At 42.5% G+C, this 19,434-nt stretch carries 15 protein-coding genes; 1 reads left to right on the plus strand and 14 read right to left on the minus strand.

Going from position 1 to position 19,434, the window contains the following annotated elements; all coding sequences use genetic code 11:
• Positions 1-51 precede the first annotated feature (51 nt).
• From KAI36_RS21825 to KAI36_RS21890, 14 genes are all read right to left on the minus strand, one after another.
• Positions 52-1,908 (minus strand): histidine kinase, encoded by a 1,857-nt coding sequence (locus KAI36_RS21825; RefSeq protein WP_220026003.1) that lies wholly within the window; start codon positions 1,906-1,908, stop codon positions 52-54.
• Between the two features lie 23 nt (positions 1,909-1,931).
• Entirely contained in the window at positions 1,932-3,527 is a 1,596-nt protein-coding gene (locus KAI36_RS21830; RefSeq protein ID WP_220026004.1) for a response regulator transcription factor, read from the minus strand.
• 69 nt (positions 3,528-3,596) lie between these two features.
• On the minus strand, positions 3,597-4,286 hold the full coding sequence (locus tag KAI36_RS21835; RefSeq protein WP_071642874.1) for a DNA alkylation repair protein: 690 nt from the start codon (positions 4,284-4,286) through the stop codon (positions 3,597-3,599).
• A gap of 19 nt (positions 4,287-4,305) precedes the next feature.
• A complete protein-coding gene (locus tag KAI36_RS21840) occupies positions 4,306-4,923 on the minus strand; it encodes a DNA-3-methyladenine glycosylase family protein (protein ID WP_220026005.1) in 618 nt (205 codons plus the stop codon).
• Between the two features lie 57 nt (positions 4,924-4,980).
• Positions 4,981-5,796 (minus strand): SPL family radical SAM protein, encoded by an 816-nt coding sequence (locus KAI36_RS21845; RefSeq protein ID WP_220026006.1) that lies wholly within the window; start codon positions 5,794-5,796, stop codon positions 4,981-4,983.
• Positions 5,786-6,328 carry a methylated-DNA--[protein]-cysteine S-methyltransferase gene (locus KAI36_RS21850; protein WP_220026007.1) on the minus strand — a complete coding sequence of 181 codons (543 nt, stop codon included), beginning with the start codon at positions 6,326-6,328 and terminating at the stop codon, positions 5,786-5,788. Before KAI36_RS21850 ends, KAI36_RS21845 begins: the two co-directional genes overlap by 11 nt.
• The gene (locus KAI36_RS21855; protein ID WP_220026008.1) at positions 6,309-6,914 is read right to left on the minus strand and encodes a bifunctional transcriptional activator/DNA repair enzyme AdaA; all 606 of its coding nucleotides are present in this window, start codon (positions 6,912-6,914) and stop codon (positions 6,309-6,311) included. Before KAI36_RS21855 ends, KAI36_RS21850 begins: the two co-directional genes overlap by 20 nt.
• A 186-nt stretch (positions 6,915-7,100) precedes the next feature.
• Complete coding sequence (locus KAI36_RS21860; protein WP_220026009.1) at positions 7,101-8,591, minus strand: alanine/glycine:cation symporter family protein; 1,491 nt, start codon at positions 8,589-8,591, stop codon at positions 7,101-7,103.
• A 219-nt stretch (positions 8,592-8,810) separates the two neighbouring features.
• Positions 8,811-10,700, minus strand: a complete 1,890-nt coding sequence (locus tag KAI36_RS21865; protein ID WP_220026010.1) for a beta-glucoside-specific PTS transporter subunit IIABC — start codon at positions 10,698-10,700, stop codon at positions 8,811-8,813.
• A 250-nt stretch (positions 10,701-10,950) separates the two neighbouring features.
• Complete coding sequence (gene licT / locus KAI36_RS21870; RefSeq protein WP_023990227.1) at positions 10,951-11,781, minus strand: BglG family transcription antiterminator LicT; 831 nt, start codon at positions 11,779-11,781, stop codon at positions 10,951-10,953.
• Between the two features lie 276 nt (positions 11,782-12,057).
• Positions 12,058-13,497, minus strand: a complete 1,440-nt coding sequence (locus tag KAI36_RS21875) for a 6-phospho-beta-glucosidase (RefSeq protein WP_220026011.1) — start codon at positions 13,495-13,497, stop codon at positions 12,058-12,060.
• 1,878 nt (positions 13,498-15,375) lie between these two features.
• Positions 15,376-16,002 carry a histidine phosphatase family protein gene (locus KAI36_RS21880; protein ID WP_220026012.1) on the minus strand — a complete coding sequence of 209 codons (627 nt, stop codon included), beginning with the start codon at positions 16,000-16,002 and terminating at the stop codon, positions 15,376-15,378.
• Positions 15,999-17,315 carry a gluzincin family metallopeptidase gene (locus KAI36_RS21885; protein ID WP_220026013.1) on the minus strand — a complete coding sequence of 439 codons (1,317 nt, stop codon included), beginning with the start codon at positions 17,313-17,315 and terminating at the stop codon, positions 15,999-16,001. The genes KAI36_RS21880 and KAI36_RS21885 overlap by 4 nt, the downstream gene beginning before the upstream one ends.
• Before the next feature lie 206 nt (positions 17,316-17,521).
• Complete coding sequence (locus tag KAI36_RS21890; RefSeq protein WP_220026014.1) at positions 17,522-18,196, minus strand: phosphatase PAP2 family protein; 675 nt, start codon at positions 18,194-18,196, stop codon at positions 17,522-17,524.
• Positions 18,197-18,776: 580 nt separating this feature from the next.
• Here KAI36_RS21890 and KAI36_RS21895 point away from each other — a divergent pair.
• Positions 18,777-19,367, plus strand: a complete 591-nt coding sequence (locus KAI36_RS21895) for a class I SAM-dependent methyltransferase (protein ID WP_220026015.1) — start codon at positions 18,777-18,779, stop codon at positions 19,365-19,367.
• Positions 19,368-19,434 lie beyond the last annotated feature (67 nt).

The following is a 19,434-nucleotide window of genomic DNA, read 5'->3' on the forward strand; positions in this document are numbered from 1 at the left end:
TCGTCACTAAACTCATTTTAGCAAACGCTTACATTTTTAAAAGTCGTACTCTCATTGGATTGGTGTCATTTGATTAGATCTATGAATTTCTCCGATGCGAATCAGGACGAATGTCCCTTTACCTGCTGGCGAGTGGAGCGTAACGCCATAATCCATTCCATATAATAGCCGTACTCTTCTGTCTACATTTTTAATGCCCGTTGATCTGATTTCTCCAGCTTGAATTCGGCGTATATGTTCTTCTTGAATTCCTAATCCATTATCCTCCACTTTAAAACACACCAATTGCTTCTCGATCCAGGCTGTGATCCTAATCAGACCCCCTGATTCCATTTCGGCGAAGCCGTGAATAATTGAATTCTCTACAAAAGGCTGCAAGAAAAGTTTGGGAACCTCCATCTGAAGCAAAATGGGATCAATATCATATTCCACCGTGAACTTGTCCTCAAAGCGATTCTGCATAATATAAATGTATTTTTCCAGCCAATTCAGATCGGTTTCCAAACTCCATGTATCGTTTTTATTTCGAGTAGTAATTTGCAGCATTTCCGCCAGACTAATGATCAATTGGCCCAGCTCCTGCTGTTTATGTTCTAAGGCGATCCAATACATGGTCGTTAAAGTGTTATACAAAAAATGGGGATTCAGCTGTAAATTAAGTGCCATTAACTCCGACTCTTTGGCTCGCAGACGTGACTTGTAATTTTCCTCGATTAAATCTTTAATTTTTTCATTCATTTGATTAAATCGAATCACCAGGTCTCCCAATTCATCATAGCCACGCACAGGAATTCGAATATCAAAATGCCCTTTCTCCATTACTTTCATCGCCTGTTTCATATCTGTGATGGGCTTACTGATGTAAACAGACAGTAAATAAGCAAGAATAACAGCGACGAGCATCATAAAGCCTAAAAAAAACACCGTGTAGGTGCGAATCGTTGATAGATGTCCCAATACATCTTCCATGGGAATGGCTATATAAGATACCCAGCCCGTCGTCTTCATCGCTTCGTAAACCAGTAATATGCTTTGACCTTTAACATTTACCATTTTCATCCCTTGTTCCGAAGCAATGGCATCCTTAAGCCAATCCGCCACGGGCTCTCCCACTTGTTGCTGTCTATCCGAACTCATGACCATCCCATTTTTATCATGAATCATGCCATAGGATAGATGTGCAAATCCGCTGCGGGCTGCATAATCTTCAAAACCCCCTTTTAACAAGTCAGGACGAAAATTCAATATAAGTATAGGTTTTTCCTTTCCCTCCGGAAGCGTATGAAAGGTTCCTGCATCATCTAATGCAGTCAAATGAAGCTGCTTTACCACAGCAAATAAAGAACTAAACTCATAGGAGCCTCGTTTTAAATCCTGCTGATGGAATGTATCGGCATACGAATAAGCCGGAATCCACTTGGTAGCCCCTTCTGCTTCCACCGCCATTGTTGCCAACGGAGAAGAATAGAACGGCTGAACGGGAATATACATCCGATCAGTGCTTCCATATGCATAATTTTGCGTCATAATTTGGGAAGCGTACACTTCCTCCATATTGCCAAAGTATCTGTACAAAATTTTTGTAATGCTGCGATCTGCTCGTAACAGCGATGAAGAATCCGTAGTATCCACGTTCGTAATGTTCTGAAGAAGATCATGGTCGATCGGAATCATATCTACGGTTTTTTGAATAGCTGTCAGCTTGTTATCCAGCAGCTGGTTATTACTACGCAGAACGCTTGTAACGCTATCTGTTACATTTGTAGTAATATTCCGTGCGCTCGTTTCAAAGTAAACGAAACCTAGGATCAAAACGATAAAACCAGACAACAAAAAATAGGACAGCATCAATTTCGTACGAAAGCTACTGTCCAAAAATTTTTGATACATATATTTAACTTGGCGCATCGTATCTTCCTTTCACCTAACAATCAGTTGAATTTCCTACGAAATTCTTCCGGCGTGTGCATTACATTTTTTTTGAACACTTTAAAAAAGTATTTGATATCTTTATAACCAACCTGTCTACTAATTTCTGCGACCTTGGCGTCTGTATGCAGCAGTAAGTGCTGAGCCTTTTGCATTCTGAGCTTCACCATATATTCCGTGAACGAGAGCCCGAAATAATTTTTGAACAGAATGCTAAAATAGGACGCATTATAGTGGAAGCGCCGGGCCACGATCTCCAGACTTAGGTCTTCATGTAGATGTGCATCTAGAAATTCCTTGCACTTGTTCATAATGGGTTCGCCTTTGGAGCCGCTATGAAGCTCAAGAATCAGCTCTTTTAACCATGTTGCAACACGATCCTCAAGATTCCGAAGACAGGTGGCCTCTTCGACAGCTTTGTTCAAACGTTCCGAGAAACGTGAGTAGACTTCCTCACTCCACCCTATATTTAACCGTTGTAAACTAACCAACAGAAGGTGTACCAATTTTGATTTAAGCGCTTCAGGTGCAGGATACCCTTGTGTCATTTGTCCAATGAAATTCTGCACCCGACCCAATAGCTGATCGGGCTTTCCATTAGAGATAGCGCTTTCAATAAATTTAAAAAAGGCCATTTGTTCGTGTGCGCTCATTTCCTGCACTGGCTGCTCATCATCTGAAACGACAAGGTTCAAATATCTGATGTGAGGTGTATAAAAACGCATGGAGATCAGGCCAACGGCCTTTTCGTGAGATTGGTTTATTTGCATTTCATCAAAATTAAAAGGCTGACCCCAAGCAAACCAGATTGAAATAGCTTGCTGTTGCTCCAACTTTTTCAGCCCAGCTTGCAGGGCACTTTTGGCCTCTTTGCTTTCAGCCCTATCCTTCCAATTCACTACTGCAACCACATGGTCTTTACGGGATTCGAGTGGAAACACGACAGAAGACGCCCAAGGTCGCAATATTTCAACAACCGTATTATGGAGCTGAGAATCCCACATATGTATATCCTCCGGGTGGGCTGCCGATGCTCCCAACGCGAGAACTTCTCCTACCCCATGCCATCCAAAGTGACTCTTTAATAGGATTTTCTCATTAGGCTGTAATTTGTCTGTCACGCATCTGCTAAACAAATGCTCCACAAATGCAGGCATACTCTGCTCGATCTGATTCAACGCTGTTTGATTCCCAATCAGTGCTTCCTGTTCCTCTACAATGATCTTCTCCATGTGTTGAATCACTTCAATGAGCTGCTGCGATTGCACCGGTTTCACCAAATAATCATTCGCCCCGTACCTCACCGCCTGCTGTGCATAGCTAAATTCCTGGTAGACTGTCACTAAAATAACTTTGGTCTCATGCTGACCGGATGTTCTCAATTGTTGAAGATATTCAAGTCCATTCATGATCGGCATTTGAATATCTGTAAAAACGATTTGAATTGGTTTGGATAGCGAAATGGTCAGAGCATCTTTCCCGTTCTTGGCTTCCCATACCTCGTATTCGGGACGTAGATCCCTGACCATGGCAGCTAAACCTCGACGCTGTCTAGTTTCATCATCCACAACAAGTACTCCCAGCGGGATCGAATTCACTGACTCCCCTCCTGTCGTTTTCATACACGCATTTTTTTTCAGTATAACACTTACAGGTGGGGGTCGATCCTATTTTCTTTTTCGCTTCATACCGCGAATGGTCGTTTTCGTTGCCTGATCCACCCGATATGATTCCGTGATTTTTTGCAGTGCTTTGTTGAAAGTAAAATCATCCAATGTATTATGACTTAAATACGCCATTGTTACCTCGGGCAGCTTGATATAACAGATCGATATCGCCCATGCTACTGCCATTTGTACATAATAATCCTCACGATGGGTCTGATCCAGTAAAGTAAACACCCGGTTCATATACTGTTCCTCAATATAAAAATTTAGAAGCATAACCACACCAAACCGAATTTCATATTCTTTCTTGGAGAATAGATAGGGCTGAATAAACTCCCATACCCGTTCTTTATGATGTTTCGTGATTTTCAATCCGGCACAGAAACTGTCACATACGGACCAATTATCAATTTTAGGAACAAACTTGGCGGTATAGCTCAAAACTTCCTCTATATCTGTTTTTACAGAACCAATCACCATACCTTGCAGCATTACTTCTTCGAAGTGTTCACTTTCAGCGGTCTCCAGGTAGAGGCGCCAATCCCCTTTGGCAATATCTTGAGCTAGCTTACGCAGCACTGGTAGACGTACACCCAGCACATTATTAATCGTCGGAAGCAATGCAGCCGTGAATTTCTGAAAATCCGCATCCACGTATGACAGTATCTGTTCTCTAATTGTTTTCTCCATCGTTTCCACTCCCTGATTCTTAACGAAATGAAATACTCCACAAATAAATGGAGGCCACCGAACCATAAGGCGAATAGACTCGGCGGTACTCCTCAAATTGCTGCTTGGTCAATGTATCTAGATGGTACAGCTTCATCATTCCCCGTCGAATAGCCATATCGCCCCAACTGACGACATCTGGACGCTCCATACAATTAATCAGCATCATTTCAGCCGTCCAAGGTCCTATCCCTTGCAGCGAGGACAATTTCTGGATCACCTGTGCATCGGAAAGCTCATATAATTCCTGTAAATCCAACAAGCCCTGCTCGATCGTTTGGGCTATATTAAGGATACATGTGGCCTTTTTCATGGTGATGCCACAGCTTTGAATTTCTAAAGCCGCCTGAACGGCTATATTTTGTGGAGTAATCGCCCCTAACTTCTCCTGCATCCTTGCCCATATGGTTTGAACCGCCTTGGCCGATATAAGCTGCCCCACAATCGCATGAACGAGCGCCGCGAACAGGTCGGGAATGATTCCCCGTTCTACCTTGCCCATTTGCGTCATCGCTGCACCAAGTACGGTGTCTACGTTTTTTAGATAATTGATTTCCTTTTCCCCATAATCAAAGTTTTTGGTCATTACGGTTTGCATTCGTTCTCCCGCTGCCCCCTTATATGGTCACTCTTGATTCAATGGCATGGACTTACATCAGGGTTCGAATCCTTCTTTGCTCACATAGAGCTGCTCTTTCGGGAAAACATGGGAAAAACGTTCATAAACCGCCTTATAGGCAGCAGGATGATACCATTCTTCCAGCCCCAATGACTCGTACAACGCACCAATTTTTAAGCTACGCGTTCGTCTCCCCCCACTGCCATCTCCCATAAAATAATCATCAATACAGACACGATTGACCAGAGGCAAAAGCTTGTCTGCAAAATGCTCACTGCTTGGAAGCATCGGAGCAATGGTAGCTTGCGTCGGTACACCTGCCTCCCTTAAAAGATGCAGCGTTTGGAGACGAGCCTGGATGGGAGGAGCCTCCGGGGTAAAATGTTTGCGTATATCTTCTCGATCTGTTTCTATAGTCATACTCACACGAACACGATCCCCCAATCGGAGCAGTAAATCGGTATCCCGCCGTACCAGTGGACTGCGCGTCTGTAAAAAGAGAAAATCGGGTGGATTCTCCACCATCACCTCCAGCAGAGACCGGGTCACCTCTTCCTTGTACTCAGCAGGCTGATAAGGATCTGTGCTTGATGACATAAAAATCGTGACTTTACCTTTGGATTTGGCTCTACGAAGCTCCTTGCGAAGAATATCTGCCGCCTGATTTTTTATATCAACCCATGTTCCCCACGCTTCCTTCCGAAATGTAGAGACTGGCAATTGACGTACATAGCAATACGAGCAGCCGAAGGTACAGCCAGTATACGGGTTCAACGAATGTGTATACCCTGACAAGAAGCCGGTCCCTTTATTCAAAAGAGTCTTGGGGGATTTGTAATACTCATTTTTCATACTGAACCGATGCCACACTTTCCTGTTCGAGCTGTAAAAGTTTCACCTTCATGTCCAAACCACCACGATATCCGGTCATAGCTCCATTTTTACCAATGACCCGATGACAAGGGACGGTGACCAAAATCGGATTAGCACCGATGGCAGCCCCCACCGCACGAACAGAGGCTGGCTTTTGAATAGCGTTGGCAATATCTGAATAGGATAGTGTTTCCCCATACGGAATATCACACAACGCATTCCAAACCGCCATCTGGAACGCAGTCCCACGAAAATCAAAGGGCAATGTAAATTGGGTGCGCTCCCCTTGGAGATATTCAATCATCTCCTTGGCATAGGGCTGTAAAGCAGCATCCTCTTCAACTAAAGGACTGCCGGGAAATCGCCTTCCCGCCCATGAAAACAATTCCTCTACAGGTTGATTGGGCGAACCTACATAACATAGTCCTTCCGATGTAGCTGCAATATATAAATTCCAATCCTCATGTGTCAACAATGACCAATAGATCGTTTTATTTATTTGCTGTGCCATGCTGTGTACCTCCATTTTGTGTTGCTTTCGATTTGAGTTGGCGATATTGCAATGGGGTGTAGCCTGTATTCTTTTTAAATAACGTAATAAAGTACGGTGCATTGGACAGACCTACGTTCTCCCCCACTTCCGCAACAGATATATCTGAGCAAATGAGTAGCTTCTTCGCTTGTTCCAACCTGGTCTGCTGTATATATTCCATTGGAGTTAGATGCATGATCCGCTTGAAGGTACGATGTAAATGATACGGACTTCCATGACTTATCTCAGCCAAGATGTGCAATGTTAAGTCCTTCATATAGTTAGAATTCACGTATTCAGTAACCAATGCGATCCATTCATGATCAGGCAATCGGTGTCCTGTCGGTTTACATCTTTTGCATGGACGAAAATGCTGGGCCAATGCCTGCTCTGCTGTTTTAAATATACGGATGTTCTCTCTTTTGGGAGGTCTGGATTTGCAGGAGGGGCGACAAAATATTCCCGTTGTCTTCACAGCGTACAAAAATACCCCGTCATATGACTTGTCATTTTCTACAATAGCTCTCCACTTGTCGTCAGTTATGGATAAATCGGTTGTTATCATTCAAATCACCTCTCTTGTGCAATGTGGCCTCCCCACATATCTATGGCAGAATTTTTCTAAATCCGTCTGTCTAAATTATAGACTAAATAGTGAACATATGTACCCCTCTTGGAATGTAAAGGCAAGATAACGAAAAAAAAGATGACTCCCCGCGGAGCCACCTTTGATCTTACTTATCTATCTTATTTAGGCTTGCAGCTTGCTCGGTTTGGCGGTAATCGTCAACTCATCTGAAGGAGGCTGATATTCCTTTGACCAATACTCGGCATTTGAAATACCTGCCTTCTCCGGGTCAAACACCGGGTCCAGCCCTTGCCTCTGCTGCTGTTCGTAATCCTTAAGCACAAGAAGAGCAGGCTTGGCTAACAGAATCATAGCAATCAGATTCACCCAGAGCATAATACCGACCCCCATATCCCCCAGTGTCCACGCCAACGCCGATTCCTTGACGACCGTTCCATAGAACGTCGAACCCAGGATAACCAGCTTTAGAACGAACATGGGCCATTTGGCTTTACGGTCGGCAACCAGGTAGGCCATATTCGTTTCTGCGATGTAATAATAGGCGATAATGGTCGTAAAAGCGAAAAAGAACAAGGTAATTGACAGCAGACTCGATCCAAAACCCGGAAATACTGATTCAATAGCAGCCTGTGTATATTGAGTTCCCTCTTCAACACCCGGGAGATGCTGTACAATAAAATTGCCACCAGGTCCCTTCACGTTGTACATACCTGTAAATAAGACCATAAAAGCCGTAGACGTACAGACTAAAAAGGTATCCACATACACGGAAAATGCCTGGACTAGCCCCTGTTTTGCGGGATGAGACACTTCCGCGGCTGCAGCCGGATGCGCACCTGAGCCTTGTCCGGCTTCGTTGGAGTAAATGCCCCGTTTTACGCCCCAGGCAATCGCCGTCCCTGCCATACCGCCGAACACAGAATCCACGCCAAAGGCACTGCGAAAAATCAGCGAAAATACATCGGGAAGCGCAGTAATATTCGTCATCATAATATAAAAAGAGACGAGGATGTAGCCAAGTGCCATAAATGGTATGACAATTTGGGCTACATTGGCAATCCTTTTTACACCTCCAAAAATGATAAGCGCCAGCAACACGACTACTACTATCCCGGAAACCTTCATATCCATGCCAAACGAGCTATGAAAAGCTACGGCAATAGAGTTCGATTGAGTTCCCGGCATCAGTAAACACATCGCTACCAACGCAGCAACCGCAAAAATGACGGCAAACCATTTAAAGCCTGTCCCTTTTTCAATATAAAAGGCCGGACCGCCTCGGTACTGACCATCGCGCTTTACCTTATATACCTGAGCCAGTGTGGATTCAACAAATGCAGTAGCCGATCCGATAAAAGCCATGACCCACATCCAAAATATCGCCCCGGGTCCACCCATACCGACTGCCAATGCAATCCCAGCAATATTTCCCGTCCCTACACGCCCCGATAGCGCCATCGTAAAGGCCTGAAAAGAGGATACACCTGCTTCTGAACTTTTCCCTTTAAATACTAGACGGATCATCTCTTTGAAATGCCTGATTTGTAGGAATCGAGTCATGATCGAAAATAATAGTCCCACACCCAAACAGACATATACCACAGGATTGCTCCAAATGACGCCGTTTACTGCCTCTGCCCACTGCTCTAACATTCCTTGTATTTCCCCCTGATCAATCAATTGATTTTCTAGTCTATGTTTTCAGAAAATTTGCATAATTACAAAAAATTATAGATTAGTTTTCACCCCCATACAAGTTAATTTAATTGACATATTGTCAATTACAAGTGAGCTTATCGGCTACATAAAATGACGACAAAAAAGCTCTGATGATCCGGGAATGTGGACCATCAGAGCTTTATTCTTAAGACATCAGGCGATGCCCTCTTTCTCATTTAAAGCACTAGACAATTTCAACAGTGGGGACTGCTCCGTTACCTCTCCTTGAGCGATTGGAAGGATCTCGACATATTGAGAAGAGTTTGTAATGATAACTGGCGTAATTGTAGGATAACCCTCTGCTCTGATTTGCTCAACATCAAACTCAAGCAGGAGATCTCCAGCTTTTACCTCGTCGCCTTCTTTGATATGGGAAGTAAAATATTTACCGTCAAGCTTGACTGTATCTACTCCAACATGAATCAAAACTTCTGCGCCATGGGGTGAAACAATCGCAAGCGCATGTTTTTTCTTGAACGCCACAGTGATGGTTCCATCGAAAGGGGCCACGACTCTGCCCGTTGTCGGTTGGATGGCGATACCTTTGCCCATAGCCTCTGAAGCAAATGCAGGATCTGGAACTTCTGTTAGAGCTACCACAGTTCCTTCAATCGGGCTAAGTACCTCTTCATTAGAAACATCGGTTGGTGAGGTTGATTCATTAGCCGAATTGTCGGTGGTTTCTTCCGCTTCGACAGGGTCCTCAAATCCTAAAATATAGGTCAAAATTGCCGACACCAGGAATGAAACCGTAATCCCTAAAATCAATCCCGGGAATCCTTGTCCACCGGGGCCGTAAAAGATCGGCAAGGTCAGCAATCCAGGTGCGCCGGAGGCAAATGCTTGCGTTCCTGCTTGACCGATAATGGCACCACCGATGGCACCGCCGATAATACCTGCAATAAACGGACGTTTCAGTGGCAGCGTAACCCCATAAACTGCTGGCTCCGTGATGCCGAATAAAGCGGTCAGTGTGGCGGAACCCGCCAAAGTTTTCAGCTTCTTATTTTTGGTTTTCAGCATAACACCAAACGCAGCGCCGGTTTGAGCAAAGATGGAAGCCGCAGCGGAAGGCTTGATTCCGTCTCTGCCATTAACAGCAATATTATTAATGAATACAGGTACAAGACCCCAGTGAACACCGAAAATAACGAGCAACTGCCAGCAAGCACCAAGGATTGCTCCAGCCAGCAACGGACTAAAGCTAAATGCAGCAACGAGTGCAGTGGCGATCGTGTTGCCCACATACACCCCGACTGGACCAAACACGATCAGGGTTAGAGGAAGCATAATTACGAGTAGAATCAAAGGTGTAATAAAGTTTTTGACGCTCTCATGGATCACTCGATTGCACCATTTTTCCAGCTTACTCATAACGATGACGGCTAAAATGATCGGAATAACGGTAGATGAATAACTCATCATAACAATAGGAATACCGAAAAAGTCCGTAGGTGTACCTTCCGTTTTTAGCGTGACAATGGTCGGATAAAGCAACCCTCCGGCAATGGTCAGGGCAACGAAGATATTACCTCCGAATTTCCGTGCCGTTGTAACCGCTAACAAGAGAGGAAGGAAATAAAATAAACTGTCAGCTGCAGCATACAAAATCATATAGGTAGTGTCTTTCGGTAGCAACCAGCCGAGGTTGCTCGCAATCAACAGCAGACCTTTCAGAATACCGGACCCCGCCATAACTCCGAGCAACGGTGCAAAAATGCTGGAAATTACGTCAATTACGGCACCAAATCCTTTGTTGCCTTTAGCAGAATGATCTTCTTTTCCAGTTTCATTCAAAATATTGGATACTTTGCCGATTGCATTATATACCTCTGGTACTTTGTTGCCGACTACAACCTGGAACTGACCACCGCTCTGCTTTACCGTGATAATTCCATCGGTTTTTTCCAGCTTTCCCTTGTCTGCTTTTGCCTCATCTTTTAGCACAAAACGCAGGCGAGTGGCACAGTGAACGAGCGATATTACATTTTTTTCGCCACCTACCAGGTGTACAATTTCCTTAGCCAGTTTTTCATAACTCATGATGGACACCTCCATGTTCTAAGGGGCTTTTTACATATTTAGGCACACAAAAAACCTAAGCCTTGAAAAATGGTGGGCACTTTATTCCCGCAATTTTTCATGACTTAGGTTTTGCCTGCATAACCAGTAACAATCCCAGTTAAAACTTATTAAATTCCTGTTGCTATCATAATATAATTAATCTACCATATTTGTCAACAAAAACTTTTAATCGTATATTTTTGACCCTTTTTCGTCGAAAAAGTTCGACTTATCTATTCACCACCCGTTCAATATGCACGGTCAGATATAGCTTTTCTTCGTTCGTCAATTCGTGGTTGTATTCTTTTTGCACAAAAGCCCCGATTTTCTCTGTGCAAGCAGCTGCTTCCTTGTGCTTTTCCTTAATCATGTCATACAAATGATCATAGTTATTTTCATAGTGATTTCCCTTAAATACGCGCTGGGCGAAAAATTTCAGATGCGTAATAAAACGGAAATAGCTCAGAGAGTCCTCGTCAAAATCGACCTTAAAATGATATTTTGCGATATTGATAATTTGCTGGATAAACTTCGTGATACTCATGGTCGTAATGACTTCCTCGTTCATTTCAGCATTCACGATGTGAATCGCAATATAAGCCGCTTCGTCCACAGGCAGTTCAATACCGAGCCTTTGTTTGATTTGCTCCAACGTTTTTAGACCAATCGCGAATTCTTCTTTATACAGCTGCTTGACTTCCCACAATAACGCGTTTTTGATTTCCAATCCTTCCCGGTATCTTTCAACAGCGAAATTGATATGATCGGTCAGCGAAACATAAATATTTTCGTTCAGCTTTCTGTTCAGATTATGCTTGGCATCATTAATGACTTCCTCCACAATCACGATCAAATCAAGCGGTACCTCACGCAACAACATTTTAAAGTTATCGGACGTCTGCTTGTTTTTCAGAGCAAATACCTTCTGAATTCTGGTTTCGTCTACTTTGTCTCCAGGCTTTTTCTTAAAAGCAATCCCCCGACCCATTACCACGAGTTCGGTACCGTCCGTCTGGTAGACGCTGATTACATTGTTGTTAATGACCTTTGCTATGTTCATCTCGATCCCCCGTTCCATATGCCAGCAAGAGCCACACATGCTCCATCCTCTTTATTGTAAACAGAAAAAAACCGAAGCACGCCAAATAAACAAGACTGTAACATCTTCTTATTTGTGGCTTAGGTTTTGCCTGCTACGCAGTAACAATCCTAAAAATGATGGAATTGCGTCAAGTATAGCCCGAAGAGGAACGATTGTCAACGCTTTCAATGAAGAAACGAAGATCGGAAATCCCCGTGGGCCCGGGACGTCCGATCCTATTTTCTTATGGTACGATTATTCGCCCAGATTTTCGCCATCGGAATGAATTACGTTCTTGTACCAGTGGAAGCTTTTCTTTTTAATACGTTTCAATGAGCCGTTGCCTTCGTTGTCGCGGTCCACATAAATATAACCGTAGCGTTTTTTCATCTCTCCTGAGGAAGCGCTGACAATGTCAATAGGTCCCCAACTTGTGTAACCGATAATTTCAACTCCGTCTTGAAGAGCCTCACCCATTTCGGCAATATGCCGCTTGAGATAGTCGATCCGGTAATCGTCGTTAACTTCTCCTTCAAGCGAAACCACATCATTGGCACCAAAACCGTTTTCCACTACGAACAGAGGCTTTTGGTAACGGTCATGCAATTGGTTGGCTGTGATGCGGAATCCTTTTGGATCGATCGTCCAGCCCCATTCGGACTTGTCCAGATATGGATTGGCCACAGAGCCAAACACATTGCCGCTGGTCATGTTCTTCACGATTTCCGGGTCTGTGCTGGTCGTCCGGCTTGAATAATAGCTGAATCCGATATAGTCAACGGTATGATCTTTCAGAATGGCTGCGTCGCCTGATTCCATCTCAATGTTTAATCCATGATCCTTGAAGAAGCGCTTCGCATAACCAGGATATTCGCCGCGTGACTGTACATCAATGAAGAAGTAGGACTCGCGGTCTTTTTCCATGCCCTGATACACATCTTCGGGATTACACGTATACGGATAGAAGCTGCCGGCAGCAAGCATACAGCCAATCTTGGCATCCGGGATAATCTCGTGACACGCTTTTACAGCCAGCGCACTTGCCACAAGCTGATGATGTGCAGCCTGATACTGAATCTGTTTAACGTTTTCACCTTCTTGAAAAACAAGACCAGCGCCGAGAAACGGCAAATGGAGAAGCATGTTAATCTCGTTGAATGTCATCCAGTATTTCACTTTATCCTTGTAACGGGTGAATACTGTTTTAGCATAGGTTTCAAACAGGCCTACCAGCTTCCGGCTCCGCCAGCTTCCATATTTCTCGACTAGATCCACTGGCACGTCAAAATGAGCGAGGGTAACGACTGGCTGAATGCCATGTTTATGCAACTCGTCGAACAAATCATCGTAGAATTGCAAACCTGCTTCATTGGGAGTAGCGTCTTCTCCTGTTGGAAAAATACGAGCCCAGGCAATGGAGACACGCAGCGCCTTAAATCCCATTTCTGCAAATAGCGCGATATCCTCGCGATAGTGATGATAGAAATCAATGGCTTCGTGGGAAGGATAGAATTCGCTTTCAAGCGGAGTCAGCGAAGGAACATTCCCTTTCATTATGTTTCTTCTCTTCTCTCCGGTAGGCAGCAGATCTACCAGACTCAATCCTTTACCGTCTTCCAAATAAGCACCCTCAGCCTGATTGGCAGCAAGAGCACCGCCCCATAGAAAGTCTTTAGGAAAAATATAGCTGGACATAAACATTCTCCTTCCAAATGTGTGATAAAAGGGATACCCGAGGGTAACAGATAATAAAAAAACCCAAACCAGCCTGTATACACTTACAGTGTAAACAAGCCAATTCAGGTTATGCCCTATCGGTAACATCCCATGAAAAGGTTATACGTATTTGATTGAAACTCTAACAAAGATTTGGGAACCTGTCAAATTCATTTGATATAATAGCACGCAATTAACAAACCAACAGCATTATTTCAATCGCCTATTGGGTAATGAATAGAACTATGAAAAAAAACCAGATAAACGACTTTACGAAAGATACCTAGCTGTTCGTCTTTGTCTGGAAGGGCACACGTTTTCGAAGATCGGTGATCTACTCAGTCGCTAATTTAAGATATTTTGTTGCAAGAAATTTAGAAAATCCCTTTGCATAGAGCCAAGAGGAATAATTTTTTTGATTATCTTGAACCTCCAATGCTGTCCTTTAATGTTAAATGACCATATTGCAGAAGAGAGATATATGGAATGATATTTTTGTTCTTGTAAATCAGCTACTTCAAATTCAACTTTTTCTACTACTTTAGATGAAAATAGATTGAGGAAAAGTATGACAACCCTATCATTATTCAGGAGTAATATAGCTCGACTTGTACAAGCCGAAAGACTCTGAGGAGTTGAATAGCAGATAAGCATGTTAGACTCTCTATGCGATTCAGTTAACTTATCAATAGTTTTTTTGTTAATGAATATCATAGTCAAATACCTTTCTATTTGGATATTCAAACGAAATAGCTTCTTAAAGAATATACTTCAAAATATTCAAAATTCCAATTGTCTATGATAAGAGCAAATATATTATATGCTACCACAAGTAAACTATTCCAAGATAGGCTAGATACCCTATTAAGATGGTTACTATATAAACCGTAATTAAGATCATAACCTAACCAGTAGACGATCAATTGTTTCCAGTGGTTGTTTATTGATTCGTTTCATAAACTGGCCGACATGAAGCTTAATCTTATAAAACTTCTCAAAAAAGACGTTATTCACCACATTGGATTTAAGCCACAGCATAGCCCCTCGACTGGATTAAGGTTGGGACTATAGGGCGGAAGAAAGGCCAGGTGCAGGCGTGGATGTTCCTAGTCTCAATTGGCAATATAAATAGTCTTATTGATGATATAACCCACACCAGCAGCTGTGGGTTATATCATCAATTGAGACTAAACCATGCCTAGAATAGCTATCTTTATAACGTTAATCAAAGATATTTATAACGTCTAGTAGGATAAACGTACCTTTTCTATAAGATACACTGAGATAATAATTGCTGGTATTTTCACAGGGATTCCTTCCTTCACTCTCTATGAGGTAGAAGGCTTCTCAACACACATTTGAGACACGCCGTAAAGATTTATGACCGTGAAGAAATCCGCTGGAAAGGCGGTAGTTATTGAAGGAAAGTTTCATGCAACTTGGTATTCTAAAGAGATTGTGGAAGATACAAAAAAAGAAGTCTGTCTATCATGTTTTTTAATAATATCATTCAACTCACGATAAAATGTCTTCTAGGCGTCCCCCTGTCTTTATCTCCAGCTCCTTTATAGCTGGCATCCTACGGCGGCCTGTAGAATTATATAAAAGTATCCGCAGCAGTCTAAATTCGATATTACGTAACATGATGCTCCCTTATTATTTAACAAACTCAAACACTACCTTATACTGGCTACATGGTATGACAGCTGCATTCATTGTTATTTGCTATAAGCAACTGTCTTACAACCCGCATAGCAGGCGATTATTGTTTCGCACGCTTTGAGTACTTAACTGGCTGAATACATCATTAATACCCGCCGTTACTATAAACGGCGGGTAAAATTTTACCGAATACCCTCATATCATTGTCATTTGTTGCAAGTGACTGACATCCGCTTCGAGCTCCACGGAATATTCATTTTGATTATGGACATGAACTAAGCTTAAACTAGCATTCTGTGCCTGAGGAGCATCCCATACATTCCGTATAGTTTCTTCTTTAAAATAACACATCAGCAATTTCAAGACTACACTGTGGGAGACGATCAAAATTGATTCCGTGGTGCGGTCATTGAGGATACGTGATAATAATCTAATCGCTCGGTTCTGAACATCAAAGAAGCTCTCTCCTTCCTCAGGTCTGAATGATTCGGGGTGTTGACGAAACTGCTTAAACAAAGCTGGATTTGATTGTTCCGCCTGCAGGGGAGTTAGACCATCCCAAAGACCAATATCCATCTCATATAGGGATTCATCATGTATTAAAGCTGTTCCCCTCTGCCCCCTGATCATGTCAGCAGTCATCGTTGCTCTTAAGCTTGGACTTGTATAGATGCAATGCAAGTTGACACCCCTTAAACGTTCCGCAATTAAGGCAGTTTGCCTTTTACCCAGTGCGTCTAATGGAGAATCTAATCTAGATTCCATAACTCCTCTATGGTTCGCTTCACTTTGCCCATGCCGAATTAAATATATCGTGCTCATTGTATATGTCCAGTTAGGACGCCTTGTGCATTATTAACTGATGGAATGGCTAATTCATCTACAATATGTGTTTTGAGAAGTGGACGGTCAGTTTCATTGGCAATAATCTCTCTCCAATCAAAGCAGCTGCGGATTATCGTTTCATATTTCCCGTTGCTTAGCTCTTTATCAGCGTTAATCATATCGTTCATGACTTTCCAATAATGCAAGTCATTAGGCAATGTCTTTATCCACACTCTTGCCATCAATCGGCCGAAATAATCTCGTGCATCAAGCAGGGCCGCTTTAAACTGATCTTCGTTTCCTTGATAAGACCTCGTAAACATTGCCTGTATGCGTTCTACATCATTGGGTAACGCATGGTAGGCCTGATCACCTAACTCTGGAGTGATCAGGTTTCTTTCAATTAGATTTTGCTGGAATACCTCCACTAATACGTCAAATGCTCCGCCTGTAAATGGTTGGGACAAATTATGAGGCTTTTTTACCCATTTTCCAAGTATTTCGTCGAAAACGGGCTTCACATCAGACATTTTCATATTATTGAAAGCTAGACGTATTTGGCGTGAATCACTTAATTCACCCATACGCGATAACTCATTAATAGAAAAGAGGTTTCCTTTTGTATTGTAGAGAACGTGGTTAATTACAGAATCAAAATGTAGAACTGAGACAATAGCCACCAGATCTCCAAACGCCTCATGGTGCCCATGGTATTCTTCTGTATCCTGGTTCTCTGGCCATCCAATGATTGAATTTTTAATTGTATGACCCGTTTCATGCGCAAGAACATCAAAGTTTTCACAGTGCGGATTACTATGGTCGATGCTGCCATCTATGTTTCGTCCATATCCAAATTCAAGGAATCCATAACCTGATTGTGCATTATCCCATTCCACGAGAGGAATAAGCTCTAATTTATTAAAACGCCTGTGGAAAAACCACTGAATCGGCTGTTCAAAATAATCTTCCCAAATATCTAGAACGCGCCTAACAGTAGCATACATAACTGTTGACGAAAACTCACGGGTATTAGGCTGAATATGGTCAAAATGCCCCTCGCGATTGGGCTGAACAGGTGGAAAACGAAGACCAGAGTACGGAGGGCCTTCCCCTTCAAATTGATAATGCCTCTTGTCCTTCGCATCAACTACATACATTCTTTCATCTTCGGGACCTGCTTGTATAGAACCGAGAGGTATATTAATGTACACCACCTCAGCATGCTCAAAGCCCTTTAACCGCTTATTTTGCGGATAAACCAAAAATCTTGTACCAGTTCCCCTCGCTTGTTCATCTAATGATTGTGACAATTTAATTTCTCCTTTTTATAACTGGAATTTTTCAAACAAAAGTATTATTAGTCATTAAGCCAAGTTTTATGAAATCCTAAATATATTATTAGTCCATTTATTTCATTTTTTCTTAATAAAGAAAACATTTATACTAAATTGGTACTCATGCAATTAATCATATGTCGGGGTTTTCTCATAAAATGAATATGAATGAGCGTCTCTCTTTACTCAGCAGAAACATGACGCTCGCCTCCTTTCAGAGGTAGGCGATTTCTGTGTCCCCGTAGGTATGATACGGCTATGCCCGCCGATCGGTACAACAGCTCTCCTGCTAGGATACCGCCAACGACATCCGCTAGTACATGCTGCTTGACCAGCAAAGTGGACGCTATAATGACAATAGACATCGCGGTGACTGCCCAACGAATCGTTCTTCCGAATACCCTTGCTCCACGAAGCATCAGGTAGCTGGTTAGCACATGAATGCTCGGGAAACAGTTAAACGGCTGGTCATTGCTGTACACCAACCAGACCAAATGGTTGATGACGCCTGTCTGGGCTAGATTGTCTGGACGGTGAACAGCCGTTTGGAAAAGGGCATAGACGATATAAGAAAGGATCAGCCCTCCACAGAGCGCAAGTAGCGTCCGGTAATAAGCTGTTCTGTCCTTGAACGCAAGTCCGATCAGTACAGATGCAATGAACGGGTACCAAAGAACATAAGGAATAATAAAGGACGGAACGAATGGCGTTAGGCGATCTAGGTCCGTTACGAGGCTATAGACGTGTTCGGTAGGATGGTTAAGTATACTGTAGAAACTATACAATAACGGAACCACTGTAAGCCATAGAAGAGACAGCCAAGTTGAAAGGAAGGATTGTTTTGTAGGGTGAGTCACGTTATCATCTCCTGATTAGGTTTATCTATAGCAATGAACCCATCATAATGATAAACTCTGAAGAACTTTAGAGGATTTTTCTAAAGAATTCCTTAACATTAGTTGGTAGGGATTATTCCCTTTCGCATCTTATTTATAGGGAAACTTATCAACGATTTACGTAATAAAAAGCCTTGCCAACTTATTTTTGTTGGCAAGGCTTTTTGGGTTCTTCAATCAGATCAGCTTTCTGATTTTCGTGCACTTCTTGCAGACTTCGAGTCTGAATAGTGTACACATCTTCAGATTTTCTTTAGATATATCCTCGTAAAATCCTTAGATTTTTTCGTTACTATTTTTATATGAAACAAAACGAGGAGATATGGCAATATGTTTCGGATTATTTCTTCCAGTTGTTCGATATATCATCCCTTTATTTGTTGGGTTAAGCAGGGTTAAATTCAGTAAATTTGCCCTGATATCATATTGCAGCGCTTTATTATGGACAGTGACGTTTTTTTCTGTCGGCAGGTATTTGGGGGAAATCATATTTTAGATCTCGATCTTTGATCGAATGAACCCAAAAGGGAGAAATTAAATAATGGGGGAAAAACAGTTGAATATCAGTGAATGTCTACTTTTTTTGCAAGGATTTCTCACAAATCCACAACGAGTAGGAAGTGTTATACCTAGCTCCCGATTTCTAGCAGCTAAAATCGTTGAGTCTGTACCATGGAATGAGGTAAAGGTAGTCGCAGAACTCGGGTCAGGTACAGGTGCTATTACACGTTTCATGAAGCCACATTTAACCAGATCAACAAGAGTGCTATTGTTCGAAAGGGATAAGAAAATGAGAGCTACTCTGAAGACAGAATACCCGGATTTCGCGTGTCATTCAAACGCTTGCCAATTAATCAAAAAATTGAATCAAGATGACATCGGCCAGCTTGATTGTATTATTAGCGGATTGCCATTTTTTAATTTTACGAGTGAAATGCGAGAAACCTTACTTAATCAGATTATTAAAGCATTAAAACCAGAAGGAATTTTTGTCGCTTATCAGTACTCACTTCAAATGAAAAAAAAATTTGCCGAAGACTTAATCATCGAAAAAATCGAGTTCGTGCCCTTCAATTTCCCTCCAGCTTTTGTATATACCTGTCGCAAAAGGGGACGCAATAATCGGTATTAATAAACTTTTCGTAGCAATCATTAGATTTGCCTTAATTATAGAATTTTAGTAGCCGTAATCATAAAAA

The sequence above is a fragment of the Paenibacillus sp. S02 genome (assembly GCF_019454065.1).
GTDB lineage: Bacteria > Bacillota > Bacilli > Paenibacillales > Paenibacillaceae > Paenibacillus > Paenibacillus polymyxa_B.

Bases quoted from the DNA above. Each gene is read 5' to 3' on its own strand.
- KAI36_RS21840 (WP_220026005.1), bottom strand. From the start codon at position 4,923: ATGCAAACCGTAATGACCAAAAACTTTGATTATGGGGAAAAGGAAATC.
- KAI36_RS21880 (WP_220026012.1), bottom strand. From the start codon at position 16,002: ATGAGCACGATATATTTAATTCGGCATGGGCAAAGTGAAGCGAACCAT.
- KAI36_RS21825 (WP_220026003.1), bottom strand. From the start codon at position 1,908: ATGCGCCAAGTTAAATATATGTATCAAAAATTTTTGGACAGTAGCTTT.
- KAI36_RS21865 (WP_220026010.1), bottom strand. From the start codon at position 10,700: ATGAGTTATGAAAAACTGGCTAAGGAAATTGTACACCTGGTAGGTGGC.
- KAI36_RS21850 (WP_220026007.1), bottom strand. From the start codon at position 6,328: ATGGCACAGCAAATAAATAAAACGATCTATTGGTCATTGTTGACACAT.
- KAI36_RS21860 (WP_220026009.1), bottom strand. From the start codon at position 8,591: ATGTTAGAGCAGTGGGCAGAGGCAGTAAACGGCGTCATTTGGAGCAAT.
- KAI36_RS21875 (WP_220026011.1), bottom strand. From the start codon at position 13,497: ATGTCCAGCTATATTTTTCCTAAAGACTTTCTATGGGGCGGTGCTCTT.
- licT (WP_023990227.1), bottom strand. From the start codon at position 11,781: ATGAACATAGCAAAGGTCATTAACAACAATGTAATCAGCGTCTACCAG.
- KAI36_RS21835 (WP_071642874.1), bottom strand. From the start codon at position 4,286: ATGGAGAAAACAATTAGAGAACAGATACTGTCATACGTGGATGCGGAT.
- KAI36_RS21845 (WP_220026006.1), bottom strand. From the start codon at position 5,796: ATGAAAAATGAGTATTACAAATCCCCCAAGACTCTTTTGAATAAAGGG.
- KAI36_RS21895 (WP_220026015.1), top strand. From the start codon at position 18,777: ATGGGGGAAAAACAGTTGAATATCAGTGAATGTCTACTTTTTTTGCAA.
- KAI36_RS21855 (WP_220026008.1), bottom strand. From the start codon at position 6,914: ATGATAACAACCGATTTATCCATAACTGACGACAAGTGGAGAGCTATT.